This window comes from Bacillus cereus group sp. BfR-BA-01381, from assembly GCF_022663555.1.
Lineage (GTDB): Bacteria > Bacillota > Bacilli > Bacillales > Bacillaceae_G > Bacillus_A > Bacillus_A pacificus.
Genome location: NZ_JAKUFR010000043.1, coordinates 1 through 16,157 on the forward strand (window position 1 = coordinate 1; position 16,157 = coordinate 16,157).

Below are 16,157 nucleotides of genomic sequence, written 5' to 3' on the forward strand. Positions count from 1 at the left end.
CAGATTTAATTGGGCGTACAGTTTTCACCCCACTTGAAATTCCAGCAGGGGTATTTACATCAGCAATTGGTGCACCTTATTTTATTTATTTACTTTATAAAAGTCGGAATTCATAAAGGGAGATGAATATGCAAAAAGCATTGGAGACGAAACGTTTGACGTTGTCTTATGGTGAAACAATTATTATTGATGAGTTGAATTTAGAAATTCCAAAAGGCGAAATTACAATCTTCATTGGTTCTAACGGTTGCGGGAAATCAACTTTATTACGTTCACTAGCTAGATTATTAAAGCCAACAACTGGTGACATTTTGTTAGATAATCAAGCGATTCAAAGTATGCAAACGAAGCAAATTGCCCGTCAAATGGCAATTTTACCGCAAGGACCGCAAGCGCCAGAAGGTCTTACAGTATTGCAACTTGTAAAACAAGGGCGTTATCCATATCAAACATGGCTGAAACAGTGGTCAGAAAAAGACGAAGAAATGGTACAGAAGGCACTTGCAGCAACAGGGATGACAGAATTTGCTGAGCGTGATGTGCATGCTCTTTCAGGTGGACAACGACAACGCGCTTGGATTGCAATGACGCTTGCACAAGATACAGATATTATTTTATTGGATGAGCCTACTACCTATTTAGATATGACTCACCAAATTGAAGTACTAGATTTATTATTCGAATTAAATGAAACAGAACAAAGAACAATTGTTATGGTACTACACGATTTAAATTTAGCCTGCCGTTATGCAGACAATATTGTAGCCATCCAAGATAAACAAATATATGCACAAGGTAAGCCAGAAGAAGTAGTAGATGAGAAGCTAGTACGTGATGTATTCCGAATGGAATGTCAAATCAGTAGGGATCCATTATTTGGGACGCCACTTTGTATCCCACATGGAAAAGGAAGACGTGTGCGTAAAGAGATTGCTCAGACAATGAGATAATGAAAAGACGATGAGAGGGTCATCGTCTTTTTTATTTTCGGCAAGAGAATAAGAGGAATAGGGGGATACGTAAACGCCGTTCATATTCTTCCGCGTTTTGAAAATAAGTTTGATCTGGTGTAGCTTCTTTTAAATTTGTAATTGTAAATCCAGCTTGTTGTAATAGTGTAAAATATTCTTCCGTTGTACGATGGTATTTAATAACTTCTTGGTCAATCCATGGTTCAACCCGTTTGCCTAGTTTAAAGTAATCATCGACGAGCCAACTCGTTCTTTTGCCGCTCGTTTGCAAGCTTTCAAATGAAGAGGTAATAATAGGGTGTTGAACGCTAAAAGTAAAGGTTCCATTTGTCTTTAAAGTTTCGTACACATTTTGAAAAATGATAGTAAGATGTTCGATATAATGTAAGGCGAGTCTAGATGTTACTAAATCAAAAGTAGAAGGAGGGTATGTGTAGTCTTTGAGGTTTAAAAAATGAACGGCGCCATTTTTGTTTTCTAGTTGTTTTTTAGCTTTTTCATACATAAGTTCGGAGCCTTCAATACCAGTGTAAGAGTGGCAGCCTTTTTCTAATAACTCCTCACCGAACTTAGCATCACCGCAGCCTAAATCGAGAATTCGCTTTCCTTTAACATCACTAATGAGTTGAAAGAAGGCTGGTTTTTCAAGTGACTCATTTGGGCTATTTTCTCGATATCTTCGCTTCATATATTGTTCAAAAAATGCTTCGTTATTATATACATCTGATTCAGTAAATGCCATGATTGAAGCCTCCTTAAATATTTTTTTTATTCTACCAAATATGAAAAGTAAATGATAGATTTCTTGTAATGAATCATATATAATCTAGAATTGTAAGCGGTTACTTTAAACTATTTTTCTATAATAAATTCTGAAAACGTGTTAAGCTAGTAGAGGGATTATTAGAACTATTAAGACAATAATTCGCTTACATGAACGATGGGAGGCTTCACGATGTCTAGTAAAACACTTGCAAAATTTTTAGAAGAAAATTTAGAGGATTTAAAATCAAAGGGGCTTTATAACGTAATTGATCCGCTTGAGAGTTCAAATGGACCGATCATTACAATTGGCGGAAAAGAATATATTAACTTATCTTCAAACAACTATCTTGGATTAGCAACAGATAGCCGTTTGCAAGAAGCAGCAATTGGTGCAATTCATAAGTACGGCGTTGGAGCAGGAGCTGTTCGTACAATTAACGGTACTTTAGATTTGCATATTAAATTAGAAGAAACACTTGCAAAGTTTAAACATACAGAAGCAGCAATCGCTTACCAATCAGGATTTAACTGTAATATGGCAGCGATTTCAGCCGTTATGGATAAAAATGATGCGATCCTTTCAGATGAGTTAAACCATGCTTCTATTATTGATGGTAGTCGTCTATCAAAAGCAAAAATTATTGTTTATAAACATTCTGATATGGAAGATTTACGCCAAAAAGCAATCGCGGCGAAAGAATCAGGGCTTTACAATAAATTAATGGTCATTACAGACGGTGTCTTCTCAATGGATGGAGATGTTGCAAAACTACCAGAAATCGTTGAAATTGCAGAAGAGTTAGATTTAATGACATATGTAGATGATGCACACGGTTCAGGTGTACTTGGAAAAGGTGCAGGAACTGTAAAGCACTTCGGTCTATCTGATAAAGTTGATTTCCAAATTGGTACATTATCAAAAGCAATTGGGGTAATTGGTGGATATGTAGCAGGGAAACAAAACTTAATTGACTGGTTAAAAGTTCGTTCACGTCCATTCTTATTCTCTACAGCATTAACACCAGCTGATGCAGCTGCATGTATGCGATCCATTGAAATTTTAATGGAAAGCACAGAGTTACATGATCGCCTGTGGGAAAATGGTAGCTATTTAAAACAAGGGTTAAAAGAACTTGGCTTTAACATCGGAGAAAGTGAAACGCCAATTACACCTTGCATTATTGGTGACGAAGTATTAACACAAGAATTTAGTAAACGTTTAAATGAAGAGGGCGTATATGCAAAATCTATCGTGTTCCCAACTGTAGCTAAAGGAACAGGACGTGTTCGTAATATGCCAACAGCAGCTCATACGAAAGAAATGTTAGATGAGGCAATTCGTAAGTATGAAAAAGTAGGGAAAGAAATGGGCATCATTTAAGTAAAGACATCTTTTGAATAGCTTGCAAATGAGGAGTGGGGAAAATGAAAAAAATTCTAGTAACCGGTTCTTTAGGGCAAATTGGTTCTGAACTAGTAATGAAACTTCGTGATGTATACGGCGCATCAAATGTTATTGCAACAGATATTCGTGAAACAGATAGTGAAGTAGTAACATCTGGTCCATTTGAAACGTTAGATGTAACAGATGGACAAAAACTACATGATATCGCAAAGCGTAATGAAGTAGATACAATTATTCATTTAGCAGCTTTACTTTCAGCAACAGCAGAAAAAAATCCATTATTTGCATGGAATTTAAATATGGGCGGACTTGTAAATGCATTAGAAGCAGCTCGTGAATTAAACTGTAAATTCTTCACGCCAAGTTCTATCGGTGCATTTGGTCCATCAACACCGAAAGATAATACGCCACAAGATACAATTCAGCGTCCTACTACGATGTATGGGGTAAACAAAGTAGCAGGAGAATTACTATGTGATTATTATCATCAAAAATTTGGCGTTGATACGCGCGGTGTACGTTTCCCAGGTTTAATTTCTTATGTAGCTCCTCCAGGAGGCGGAACAACTGATTATGCAGTTGAAATTTATTATGAGGCGATTAAAAAAGGCACATACACCTCATATATTGCAGAAGGAACATACATGGATATGATGTACATGCCAGATGCTTTACAAGCGATTATTTCATTAATGGAAGCTGATCCAAGTAAGTTAGTGCATAGAAATGCATTTAATATTACAGCAATGAGCTTTGAGCCAGAGCAAATCGCAGCATCAATTCGTAAACACATCCCGGCGTTTACGATGGATTACGCTGTAGATCCTGCTCGTCAAACAATCGCTGATAGCTGGCCAAACTCTATTGATGCAACAGCAGCAATGAAAGAGTGGGGCTTTAAAGCAGAATACGATTTAGACAAAATGACAACGGACATGTTGGCTAAATTAAAAAAAAAGCTCACAGCTGAGTTAGTGATGAATTAATAGGAAGGGTCGATTCTTAGGAATCGACTCTTTTAATTGAAGGAGAAAAGGAACATGCAAAGAGTTGACGTCGTATATGCACTAATACATGACGAAGAAACGGATAAAGTATTAATGGTACATAATGTAGAACAAAACGTTTGGTCATTGCCAGGCGGGGCTGTTGAAAAGGGTGAAACGTTAGAGGAAGCTTTAGTAAGGGAAGTAAAAGAAGAGACAGGTTTAACAGCTACGGTAGGTGGGCTTGTTGCGATCAATGAAAAATTTTTTGAAGAATCCGGGAATCATGCACTATTATTTACATTCCGAGCGAATGTAGTAACAGGTGAACTTATGGCAGAAGATGAAGAAGAAATTTCTGCAATAGAGTGGGTGGACAGAGCAATTGCAAATGAACGATTCCCATTCTACGATGGTGGATTCGAGGCATTATCAGAAGTAGCCATTCCATACAAGTTTCAGCCAGAAACAAAGTGATTGAAAGAAAAAACAGGAGCGCAAAGCTCCTGTTTTTCTATTCAATCGTCTTCAGTAATAACTTTTTCAATAGTGGTTTAATCTTCAGACGTAAATCTTCAGCGTGATTTGCAACTAAGAAGTGATGGTTATAAATGTTCTTCATTAATTGATAAGTTGCTTCTTTCGCTTCGCCTTCTTCGATAAAAATACCAATTACTTCCATACCGCTTTTGCGAGCAAGTTTGACAGCTTCGTGCGTATCTAAAATACCGTCTTGTTGATAGTCTAGAGCAGAAGGTTCACCGTCTGTGAAGACAAGTAAGAATTTATGCTTTTCGGGTCTTTTTGCAAGCTTTTCTGAAACGATACGAATAATATATCCGTCGCGATTATCTTCTTCTTCGCGAAGCTGCATAATTTCGGGACCAACGTTTGGTAATGTTGAGTTTTTATACGTTACAACTTCATGGATAACGTTCGGTTTATCTTCAGGTTTAGCACTAGAAGCATCTTCCCAAAATCCGCTAATAGCATGCGGGATTTTTAACGATTTCAACGCTTCATGGAATAGGACCACACTCTTTTTCGTTTCTTCCATTTTGTTATACATAGAACCAGAGCAGTCCACTAGTAGTTGGAATGCAACGTCGAGCTCTTGTGATTCTTGCCCTTTTTTATAAAACATGCGAGGCTGCTTTTCAGTATAAATACGAAGGAATTTCTTACGAAGTCTTCCGTAATATTTATCACTATTTGCGTTTGTTTTATTTTCAATCGTTTTTTCGATAATTTTCTTTAATTCTTTTACATCTTTATTAACGACTGATTTAATAGCTTGGTAATCCTTTTTCTCGTCAGGATTTGGTTTACGTGCTTCTTTAAATGTATGAGAAGCGCCAGTGTTATACTTACCGTATGCACCATCATTTTGACTAGAAGCGTGAGAAGCTCTTGCTTCCTCTGTATCAGCACCATCAAAGTTGGATTGTGTACTTTTTTGAGAAGTACCTTGTACAGAGCCAAGCGCTTGGTCACCATCTTCTGATTCGCGAGCAGTATCACCCATCATATTTGTTTTTGTTCCGCTTTCTAATTCAAAGCGTAAAAAGTTCTCGTTTTCGTTATTTTTATTTTCACGATGCCATGTGGAGAAACTTTCATCCATTTTGTTTTTATTTTCATCATCATCTATGAGTTGTGTATCATCATTTGCTAAATCTTCGACGCGACAGTTCCTTTCGTCTGCAATAACAGATAAGTAGAGCGGAGCATGTCCGAAATAATTGTTTAGCATATCACTTTCAAGAAGTCCTTCTAAACGATAGCGGATTTTCTCAACGATATACATAATATCTTCCGTATTACGAGCTTGGAATGTTTCATGCAGAATAGCTTCAATTTGCTCGAAATATTCATTATTAAACATTTCATATTTATCGCTCGTTAATGAAAGATAGCATAGACAAAATAGACGATCACCGTGATAGTTACGAACGCGATTGATTTCATTTTGTGAGCTAAAGTAATTGCGATACATTTCTTTTCTTCTTTTAAAAACATGCTTTGTGCCAGGGCGTAAGTTTTTTACGATTTCCTCAACACGTAAATCTTCTAATAGAACAAATAATTGTGTTAAAAACTTTTTTAAGGGTGATTCTTGTAATTCAATCGCATAAGAACGAATTAAAGTCATGTCCGAGTAATGTTTATTACCAAGTGCTTTTAAAAACACTTCGCTTTTTAATCCGATTACTGTATCCTCTTCTTTTCGATCATCCCAAAAGTGACTAATGACAACCTTTTTTTCAATTTCGTCGTAGTATGCTTTATAGCCATACTCAAGGTAGGCATCATCTTCTTTGAGAAGGGCATACATTAAGTTTTCCATTTGTAGAAACAGCGACGCATCAATTTTTTTGTCACTAAAAATTTGTCTCATGAATTATCCCTCAAAGAAATAACTTTCTGCTAATTCACGGACAGTCATTTGTTCTGTTTCATCGTTTAATTTTGCGATAATACTACGTTCAATTGCGCGCATAACAGGAATATATACACCTAAATCACATGCATCGATAATGCCACGAATACTTGCGGCTTCTTCACTTACGCGGCCATCACGAGCTAAAGGCATAAGATCGCTTGCAAAAGCAACGAACTTTTCAATTGTTGCAACATCTTTTAATTTTGATTCTGCTAATAATAATTCTTTTAATGTATCACCTTGGATGTAAGGAACTTCAATAATAACGAAACGGTTTTTTAACGCTTCGTTTAGTTCACTTGTTCCAACGTAACCTTCATTAATTGCTGCGATTACACGATACTCATCATCACCGTATACAACTTCTTGTGTAAACGGGTTTGTAATCATTTTACGGTAATCTAATGCACCGTGAAGAAGTGGTAACGTTTCAGGTTTTGCCATATTGATTTCATCAATATATAGGAAATGACCGTTCTTCATTGCTTTCATAAGAGGACCGTTAACGAATGTAACTTCAGATGCGCCATCTTTCGTTTGTAGTGTGTTGTATCCTAAAATACCTTCTACATCTAGGTCGACAGAACAGTTAATGCTATGCATTGGTTTTTGGAATAAAGAAGAAAGAGTTTCAGCTAGTACTGTTTTACCACTACCAGTTGGCCCTTTTAATAGAATGTTTTTGCCAAGAAGAAGTGCTGTAATGGCATCTTCGATAATGCTATTATCAGATGCTTTATATATTTTTGTACCGATTAAATGTGCATTTTCACCAGCTTCTTGCTTATTCTTTTCGTGAATTGTAGAAAGCTGCTGTTTTAAATCAGCATGTATATGAAATTGTTCTAACATGTATTTCCCACCTAACATTATTTTCATAAAGTAATACATCTTATGATAACTTGTTTTAATATGGTATGCAAAGAAAAGGAGAGGGGACAAATATAAAAGAAAAAGCAATCAATAGTACATTGATTGCTTATAGTAAAGGAGAAATGAGCCTCATAAAAGACTCTAATATTCGTTTTTTGATACTTCTTTTTTGGAAAGCGTTCCATTTAATTTCAGTGGAATGCTTAAAGTCTTCTTCAAAATCACGTTTAATATCATGAACAGTTTCTGATTCATACAGTACGCTAATAATTTCGTAATTCAATTCAAAGCTTCGTACATCCATATTTGCTGTTCCGATTGTTGCAATTTTGTCATCAACAAGTACAATTTTTGCATGCATAAAGCCATCTTTATAACTATAGATGGAGGCACCAGCTTTTAAAAGTGGAGTGAAGTAGGACTGGGATGCTTGATCACTAATAATACTATCACTTTTACCAGGATATAAAATGCGTACATCTATGCCAGATATTGCACTTAAACGTAATAATGTTAAAGTTTCTTGATCTGGAATAAAATATGGTGTAGCAATCCAAATAGATTTTTTTGCAGAGCCCATAATAGCTAATAACGTATTACGAATGCTCTTATCATCTGAGCTTGGTCCGCTTGCTACAATTTGCACAGCACCTTCTGCACTTGAAATTTCTTTTCCTGGGAAGTATTGTCTATTCATAAATTGATCCCAGGAATAGGTTTTCAAACCACTAGATGCATAGAGCCAGTCCTCTAGAAAAATTGCTTGTAATTTATATAACGCTTTTCCTTCGATTTTTAAATGACTATCACGCCAAACGGGAAACTTTTTTGAACGGCCAAGATATTCATCACCGACGTTAAGTCCTCCAGTAAAACCAATTTCCCCATCGACAATGACGATTTTACGGTGGTTACGATAATTAACTGTTTCAAGTAACCAAGCTGAAAAAATAGGGTCAAATTCAACAATTTCAATCCCAGCTTCTTTCATAGGTTTTAAAAAGCGTCTTCTTAACGTATTACTTCCTAATCCATCATAAAGGAAGCGTACAATAACACCAGCTTTTGCTTTGTTTATTAAAGCATCTCGGACTTTTGTACCAATCTCATCAGATTTATAAATATAGTATTGAATATGTATGTGATGTTTTGCTTGCTCGATAGCTTGCAAAATTTCTGAAAATGTTTGATCTCCGTTTGTTAAAAGTTTTGTAGTTGTTCTATCTGCGGCAGGCCCGCCTCCAAATTTTTGTACAACCTCTGTTAAATGGGCAGAGCGTTCACTTAATGGGACTTTGAGTGATAACTCTAGTCGTCTTCCTTCTAATATTTCACGGAATAATTTTCTCTGTTCTTCTGAACGATGGAGATGCTTTTTTCTTCTCCAACGACTACGCCCGAAAATAGAGTATAAAAGTACACCTACAACGGGAAGAAGTGCTAATACTAAAAACCACGCTAAGGTACTTTGAGGAGACCTATTTTCGATAAAAATAACGAATGAAATTCCTACAATTGTGATGGACCAGAGAACGCCGACAAATGTATATAACGAAATATACGATGTATTTAATAGGAAAAGAACGATAGATACAATTGTAAATATTAATAGTAATTGGACAATAGGTTTCTTCATTTCTATATAATTCCTCTAATCTTTCTTCAATATAGACTTCCTAAATAGCAGATGTAATGTGACATTTTTATTATAAAGTGTTTTTTGTTTTTTACAAAATGTAGGTATTTCCCCATACTTTCCGCATTTGTCCTACATACAGTGTATTGTTACGTTTTTTAAGAGAAAAGGAGGGTGAATAAAATGTATAGTCGTCCAATTGGAGGATTTGGTCACGGTGGTTTTGGACATTCACCATTTTTGGGGGGAGGTTTCTTCCCAGGTTTTGTAGCAGGTGCTTTACTCAGCCCTGGGTTTGGTTATGGCGGATATGGTTATCCGTATTACTCGGATTATTCTTATTATACAGGTTACCAACAAGATCCATATTATTCATACAATACCTATTAAGATGAGAACATGAAAAAGGAGAGGAAAAACATGAATTATATAGAAAATAACGGATTGTATTATCGTCATAATCATGGAGGTCACCATCATAATGGGGGACATCACCACCATGGAGGGCACAATCATCATGATTACCACCATCATCATCACGGAGGTGGATGGGGCTGGGGTGGAGGCTCATGGGGCGGTGGATTTTTCCCTGGAAGTTTTGCTGGAGGTGTGTTAGGTGGGCTTACAGCAGGTGCATTAACGGGTGCAGCAGGTGGAGGATACTATCCAGCACCGTACCCAGTAACTTATCCAGCGCCATATCCAGTTCCATATCCAACACCATATCCGGGGTATCAACAAACGCCATATCCGTATTAAATAAAAAAAGAGGCTATCCTCTTTTTTTGTTTAATACGGTATGTATTTATAAAATACTTCCAAAATTAAGGTGAAAATATGTTAATATTTTGTTATTATAATTCAAAAAACATATATAATAATTTTAATTTATCACGCATTAACGGGCAGTAAGACCCCTACCTCAAAATTCAGCGGAAGCAAAGAAGTTAGGCGGAGATCCCCCACTGATTAAAGTTTCACTATATATATGTTCCTGAAGAGTTGTATAGAGTTAGCTATAAGAAACTACTACGTATAATTGAAACGGTATTATATTGCTTTTTATTACAAATAATATTATGTTATTTTAATCGGCATATTTCAAAACATGATGTATGTAAAGGGCGATTATTAGGAAATGAAATATCTCTATTTCTATGAAAAGAAACAAGTTGTGTTTTAGTCAGATAGGAAGCAAGGAGAGATGCGCATGCTAGAACAAAGAGGTCATGCATTATATGAATCTTCATTGCGAGATTTAAAGTTAGCATTAGATGAGTCTTCAATTGTTGCGATTACAGACCGAAAGGGTCTTATTACATATGTAAATGATAAGTTTTGTGAAATCTCCAAATATACACGAGAAGAGTTAATAGGGAAAGATCATCGTATTTTAAATTCAGGACATCACCCGAAAACATTTTTTCAAATGTTATGGAAGCGTATTTTGAGCGGAAAAGTATGGAGAGGTGAGATTCGAAATCAAGCAAAAGATGGTACATATTATTGGGTTAAAACAACAATTGTTCCATTTTTAAATGAAAAAGGAGAGCCATATCAATTTATTGCGATCCGAAATGATATTAGTAGTAGGAAAGAAGCAGAACAGAGGTTACGGTTAAGCGAAAGTCGTTATAGGGAGCTTGCGTATCATGATGCTTTAACGAGTTTACCGAACCGTTTACAATTAATAACGACTGTTAACGAATTAATTGCAGATAAAAGAGAGTTTGGTATGATTTATTTTGATTTGGATCGTTTTAAATTAGTAAACGATACGCTAGGTCATATGATAGGAGATTTACTTTTAAGCGAAGTTGCTTCACGGTTGCATTATGTGCTAGGAGAGAAAGATGTTCTGGCTAGGCTGGGTGGCGACGAATTTGTGTTGTTAACAAAAAATCATACACAAGATGAGATGAGGCAGCTAGCGACATCTGTGCTGTCATGCTTTCAGGCGCCATTTATACTTGAAGGTCATGAAGTATACATTTCAGCTAGTCTAGGACTGTGCTCATATCCGCAAGATGGACAAGATGTAGAAACTCTATTGAAGAATTCAGATTTAGCTATGTATAGTGCGAAAGAACAGGGAAGAAATGCAGCGTGCTTCTTTACAGATGAGTTACGTGCGAAAATAAATCGTAGAATGAAAATTGAATTTGCTTTGCAAAAGGCAATTCGTGATGAAGAGTTAGATGTGGCACTGCAGCCTATTATTGATTTGAAAACGAAGAAATATACTGGTATTGAAGCTTTAGCGCGTTGTTCGACAGAAGAAGGACCTATTTCACCAGGCGAATTTATCCCAGTGGCTGAAGAATCTGGACTTATTATAAAATTAGGAGACTGGGTATTAGAAAAGTCATGTCGCTTGTTTAAAACATTGCCAGAGTACGAAGAAGGACTAAAGTTATCTGTGAATTTATCCATACAACAATTAATGCAAAAGCGTTTTATTTTATCTGTACGTAGCATTTTAAGGAGAACTGGATTTCCACCGAATCGTTTAATTTTAGAAATAACGGAAAGCATTGCTGTTCGTCATTTTGATTATATTATTGCTACATTACAAGAATTAAGAAATATGGGTATTTTAATTGCTTTAGATGATTTTGGAACGGGTTATTCTTCCTTATATTATTTAAAACAACTACCGCTAGATATAGTAAAAATTGATCGTAATTTTATTCGTGAATTTCATTATGATCATGCACAACCAGAGCGAACGATTGTAAAATCTGTTATTGAAATTGCCCATAGCTTACATTTAGCAGTAGTTGCTGAAGGGGTAGAGACAGTAGAGCAAGAAAGTTTATTACAATCTATGGGTTGTGATTATGTGCAAGGATTTTATTATGCGAAACCTTTATCTGTAGGAGAGTTAAAAGAAAAGTTAACTACAGATTTCATATAAAAAAGAGAAGCGTAGCTTCTCTTTTTTAATTCATTTTTTGTGAGTTTTTCATTAGTATTGGATAGAGAATAAGACCTAATACGAACAGTCCGATTCCTAAGAAGAACGTTTTTAAATCAGCAGTTCCCGTTTTGATAACCCAAATAGAATATATGAATGCTAATGTAGTAATGATGCCGTCCTTTATTCGAGAGCCAGGCATTATATCATACGTTTCTCCTGTAATAACTAATTTGAATTGGTACAGCGTAGAAACAAGGTATGGAATTAAATAAGCTAATGTTGCTACAACGATAGCGAAATTATAAGCTTCTGATACGGTACCAGAAATCGTTGAGAATAAGAAAATTTGCGTCATTACATTTGTAATCAATAATGATTTTGAAGGGCTACCTTTTTTATTTGTTTTCGCGAAAAACTTAGGGAAAAGTCCATTTTTTGCTGCCTGGTAAGGTACCTCTGAACTAACAACGATCCAGCCAACTGTAGATCCAAATAAAGATACAAGTGCAAGTAAAGCCATTATATATGCACCTTTATTGCCAATTGCTAAATTTAATGCGTCTACTAATGGCTTTTGAGACTCTTTTAAAGCATCTTGCGGGAGAGCGCCCATTGTAAGTAGAGTAATTGACATGTAAATAAGAAGAGCGATAATTAATCCAAAAATGGTAGCTTTTTTTACATCGCGCTGAGATTTTGCACGATTAGAAAGCATGACCGCCGATTCAATACCGATGAACGCCCAAAGTGTTGCAATAGCAGCTGAATTGATTTGTCCACCTAAAGAAATGGATTGTCCTGCTTCATTCATAAATGTTTGCCCATCTCCGAAATTAGAGGCATTGAAAATGAATAATGTGATTACAATAAACATTGTAAATCCGATAATTTTTGCAATAGTAGCAAGAAGATTCATATTTCCAGCACGATCAATATTTTGAGAAAGAATATATTGAATTCCCCATAACATAAGGCTACATACGAGGAACGTTAATCCTTTTCCAAGTTCTAGTGAAAATCCGTTCGTTGAAAAGAGAATTTGCTTACTTTGTAAAACTGGAAAGAATGTTGATAAATATCCAGCAAAGGAAATAATAACAGATGCTGTTGCAGCCCAGTTCGCAGCCCAATATCCCCATGCCATACTATATCCTGCAACTTTACCCGCTTTTTTTGAAGGAAACATCGCTTGAGCATAGCTTTGTGGCCCCGCTTTTAATTCTGGTTTTCGGATTGCTAAATTTCCAAATACGAGTGCAATCATAAATACGCCAAGTCCTGTAATACTCCATGCAAGTGTAGAACCCATTGAACCTGATACTTGTGCTAAATTTGCTGGGAGCATAAATACGCCACCACCAACCATATTTCCGATAACAAAAGCTGTTAAAATCCATAATCCCCATTTTTTCGTTTCCATTTTTGTTAACTCCTTTGTAGTAAGTTTTGCTTAAATATCATTTTTTACTAGCTTTTTGGCAATAAAAAAAGAGCCATGTAGATAAAAAATACCTACATGGCTCTTCGCCTAACGTAGGTACAACGGGAATAACCCTTGTACCTACGCGTAATTTTTCCGCTAGGTTTCAAGGGTTACGTATGATGATGATGTTTTTGTGCAAATGTAACTACAATTGTTGTATAAGTAAGCATAGTTCTTTGCTCCCTTTCTCCTCTGATTTTGAAGTTAGTATACTACATGTTTTTTTGAATGAAAAGAAAAATATAAAAATTTTTATAAAAATACGTTTTAAAGATTAAATATTTACCTGTATTTTTCCTATACTGGAAAATAAGTGAGAGATTGGCAGAAGAGAGTAGCATGGTATAATACATATAGAATTAGAAGGTGACAAGGGGCTATTGTAGATGATGAGCAAGTATGAACAAATTTATACAGAAATCAGTAAGTCTATTGATAATAAACAATTAAAAGAGGGATGCAAAATCCCATCAGAAACTGAATTAATGAAGCAATATGAAGCGAGCCGAGGTACAGTAAGAAAAGCTGTAGATTTATTACAAGAGCGTGGATATGTTCAAAAAATACATGGAAAAGGTGTCTTTGTTTTAAAGCGAAAAAACATTGAATTCAACTTTGGTGGCATTGTAAGCTTCCAAGAAGAAAATGAACGTTTAGGACGCCATTGTATTACAGAAGTCGTGGAAATGGAGAAAGTAAAAGCGACAAAAGAGGTTGCAAAGCTATTAAATGTGAAAGAGAAAACAGAAATAGATCATATTAAACGCGTACGGAATATTGATGGAGAAAAAGTAATTTTAGATATTAATCATTTTGTATCGGAATATATCCCTGGATTAACGAGTGAAATTGCAGCGCAGTCCATTTATAAATACATTGAGAAAGAACTAGGTCTTCATATTAGTTATTCGCAGAGAGTAATTGAAGTACAGCCATGTACAGAGGACGATAGAAAGTATTTAGATTTAAATGGAACAGACTATGTTGTTGTCGTGAAAAACTTTACGCATTTTTATGATGGAAGTCAGTTCGAATATACAGAATCCCGCCACCGCTTAGATATTTTTCATTTTTCAGATGTGGCGCGGAGAAAATAAGGAGATGGAACGTAATAACGTTTCATCTCTTTTTTTATAAAAAAATGACAAACTCGTATATACGAGTGTTGACTAACTTATATATACGAGTTAATATGTAATTGTAAACGGTATCAAAAAAAGAAAAGAGGGACGGGAATATGGGGAAAGACTATCGTAAAACAGCAGAGGAAGTGTTGCAGTATATTGGTGGGAAAGACAATATTGAACAAGCTGCACACTGTGTAACGAGACTCCGTATCGCTTTAAAAGATGAAAGTAAAATAGACAACGATAAATTACAATCTGTTTCATTAGTGAAGGGAGCGTTCCATAACGCTGGGGTATTTCAAATTGTAATCGGTCCAGGAGATGTTGATCGAGTATATGCTGAATTGATAACGCTTGCAGGTATGAAGGAAGCGACAGTAGCTGACGTAAAAGATTCTGGAAATCAAAAGTTAAATCCAGCTCAAAAGTTTGTAAAAGTATTTTCAGATGTATTTATGCCGATATTACCAGCAATCGTAACAGCTGGTTTACTAATGGGAATTAACAACCTATTAGGGGCGAAGGACTTATTTTTTGAAGGTAAAAATTTATTAGATGTGTATCCAAACTTAAGTGGGCTTTGGGATTTAATTAATATGATGGCGAATACAGCTTTCGTATTCTTACCAGCACTTGTCGGTTGGTCAGCAACGAAGCGTTTTGGTGGTAGTCCGATATTAGGAATTGTTATGGGATTAATGCTTGTGCATCCAGCATTATTAAACGCGTGGGATTACGGAAAAGCAGCAACTGGTTTAGATGGACAAAAGATTGAGTACTTCGATATTTTAGGATTATTTCAAATTGAAAAAGTAGGGTATCAAGGTCAAATCCTACCGGTCTTAGTAGCAGCATTTGTATTAAGTAAAGTGGAGATCTTCTTAAAGAAACATGTACCAAATGCAATTCAATTGTTAGTTGTACCAATTACAACGATTGTCGTAACAGGTGTGCTAGCATTAGGGATTATTGGTCCAGTTACACGTCATATTGGAGATTTATTAACAGCTGGATTAGTAGGTGTATATGAAACAGTACCAGTAGTTGGAGCAGTATTGTTTGGAGCATTATATGCACCGCTTGTAATTACAGGTATGCATCATATGTTTATTGCTATCGACTTACAATTAATTGCACAACACGGAGGTACATTCATTTGGCCAATGATTGCTCTTTCTAACATTGCGCAAGGTAGTGCGGCACTTGCGATGTTCTGGATTTCTAAAAATCAAAATGATAAAAGTATGGCATCTACATCAGCAATCTCAGCATATTTCGGTATTACAGAGCCAGCTATGTTTGGTGTAAACTTACGAAATAAATTCCCGTTCTATGCCGCAATTATAGGATCGGCTGTGGCAGCAATATTTATTACGTTAAATGGTGTATTAGCACCGGCTATCGGAATTGGCGGATTACCCGCATTTATTTCTATCATTCCGAAATCGATTCCAATGTTTATTGTCGGAATGATTATCGCAGTTGTAATCCCATTTACGTTAACGTGGTTATTTGCAAAGCGAGTAAAACAGAAGTAGGAGGAAGTTA

15 protein-coding genes are annotated in these 16,157 nt (G+C 35.8%); 10 read left to right on the forward strand and 5 right to left on the reverse strand.

Annotated features, from left to right (window positions below):
* Positions 1 to 116, forward strand: a 116-nt coding sequence (locus tag MR079_RS15905; RefSeq protein ID WP_242294288.1) for an iron chelate uptake ABC transporter family permease subunit, incomplete at its 5' end; no start/stop codon positions are given.
* A gap of 6 nt (positions 117 to 122) precedes the next feature.
* Positions 123 to 950 carry an ABC transporter ATP-binding protein gene (locus MR079_RS15910; RefSeq protein WP_242294265.1) on the forward strand — a complete coding sequence of 276 codons (828 nt, stop codon included), beginning with the start codon at positions 123 to 125 and terminating at the stop codon, positions 948 to 950.
* Between the two features lie 31 nt (positions 951 to 981).
* On the opposite strand, the gene MR079_RS15915 is transcribed toward MR079_RS15910, so the two are convergent.
* On the reverse strand, positions 982 to 1,713 hold the full coding sequence (locus MR079_RS15915) for a class I SAM-dependent DNA methyltransferase (protein ID WP_000885952.1): 732 nt from the start codon (positions 1,711 to 1,713) through the stop codon (positions 982 to 984).
* A gap of 213 nt (positions 1,714 to 1,926) precedes the next feature.
* Between MR079_RS15915 and MR079_RS15920 the strand changes: the two genes are divergently transcribed.
* From MR079_RS15920 to MR079_RS15930, 3 genes are read left to right on the forward strand one after another with little or no spacing between them, the layout of a single operon-like run.
* Complete coding sequence (locus tag MR079_RS15920) at positions 1,927 to 3,117, forward strand: glycine C-acetyltransferase (protein WP_242294266.1); 1,191 nt, start codon at positions 1,927 to 1,929, stop codon at positions 3,115 to 3,117.
* A gap of 44 nt (positions 3,118 to 3,161) precedes the next feature.
* On the forward strand, positions 3,162 to 4,127 hold the full coding sequence (locus MR079_RS15925; RefSeq protein WP_000723136.1) for an L-threonine 3-dehydrogenase: 966 nt from the start codon (positions 3,162 to 3,164) through the stop codon (positions 4,125 to 4,127).
* Positions 4,128 to 4,181: 54 nt separating this feature from the next.
* Positions 4,182 to 4,604: an NUDIX hydrolase gene (locus tag MR079_RS15930; protein WP_139869380.1), complete on the forward strand. Its 423-nt coding sequence runs from the start codon at positions 4,182 to 4,184 to the stop codon at positions 4,602 to 4,604.
* A 37-nt stretch (positions 4,605 to 4,641) separates the two neighbouring features.
* On the opposite strand, the gene MR079_RS15935 is transcribed toward MR079_RS15930, so the two are convergent.
* The 3 genes from MR079_RS15935 to MR079_RS15945 form a co-directional block, all read right to left on the reverse strand.
* The gene (locus MR079_RS15935) at positions 4,642 to 6,525 is read right to left on the reverse strand and encodes a vWA domain-containing protein (protein WP_139869381.1); all 1,884 of its coding nucleotides are present in this window, start codon (positions 6,523 to 6,525) and stop codon (positions 4,642 to 4,644) included.
* A 3-nt stretch (positions 6,526 to 6,528) separates the two neighbouring features.
* Positions 6,529 to 7,422, reverse strand: coding sequence for an ATP-binding protein (locus MR079_RS15940; protein WP_000892978.1), 894 nt, complete (start codon positions 7,420 to 7,422; stop codon positions 6,529 to 6,531).
* Positions 7,423 to 7,549: 127 nt separating this feature from the next.
* Positions 7,550 to 9,079: a cardiolipin synthase gene (locus MR079_RS15945; protein ID WP_048552748.1), complete on the reverse strand. Its 1,530-nt coding sequence runs from the start codon at positions 9,077 to 9,079 to the stop codon at positions 7,550 to 7,552.
* 183 nt (positions 9,080 to 9,262) lie between these two features.
* Between MR079_RS15945 and MR079_RS15950 the strand changes: the two genes are divergently transcribed.
* The 3 genes from MR079_RS15950 (at position 9,263) to MR079_RS15960 (ending at position 11,996) form a co-directional block, all read left to right on the forward strand.
* Positions 9,263 to 9,469, forward strand: coding sequence for a hypothetical protein (locus MR079_RS15950; RefSeq protein ID WP_242294267.1), 207 nt, complete (start codon positions 9,263 to 9,265; stop codon positions 9,467 to 9,469).
* Between the two features lie 30 nt (positions 9,470 to 9,499).
* The gene (locus MR079_RS15955) at positions 9,500 to 9,838 is read left to right on the forward strand and encodes a hypothetical protein (protein ID WP_048552750.1); all 339 of its coding nucleotides are present in this window, start codon (positions 9,500 to 9,502) and stop codon (positions 9,836 to 9,838) included.
* Positions 9,839 to 10,289: 451 nt separating this feature from the next.
* Positions 10,290 to 11,996: a putative bifunctional diguanylate cyclase/phosphodiesterase gene (locus tag MR079_RS15960; protein WP_000893366.1), complete on the forward strand. Its 1,707-nt coding sequence runs from the start codon at positions 10,290 to 10,292 to the stop codon at positions 11,994 to 11,996.
* A gap of 25 nt (positions 11,997 to 12,021) precedes the next feature.
* Here MR079_RS15960 and MR079_RS15965 read toward each other — a convergent pair whose 3' ends face one another.
* Positions 12,022 to 13,419 carry an amino acid permease gene (locus MR079_RS15965; protein WP_242294268.1) on the reverse strand — a complete coding sequence of 466 codons (1,398 nt, stop codon included), beginning with the start codon at positions 13,417 to 13,419 and terminating at the stop codon, positions 12,022 to 12,024.
* Between the two features lie 449 nt (positions 13,420 to 13,868).
* Between MR079_RS15965 and treR the strand changes: the two genes are divergently transcribed.
* Both treR and treP read left to right on the forward strand, forming a co-directional pair.
* The gene (gene treR, locus MR079_RS15970) at positions 13,869 to 14,579 is read left to right on the forward strand and encodes a trehalose operon repressor (RefSeq protein ID WP_001976171.1); all 711 of its coding nucleotides are present in this window, start codon (positions 13,869 to 13,871) and stop codon (positions 14,577 to 14,579) included.
* 140 nt (positions 14,580 to 14,719) lie between these two features.
* Entirely contained in the window at positions 14,720 to 16,147 is a 1,428-nt protein-coding gene (gene treP, locus MR079_RS15975; RefSeq protein WP_000513952.1) for a PTS system trehalose-specific EIIBC component, read from the forward strand.
* Positions 16,148 to 16,157: the final 10 nt, after the last annotated feature.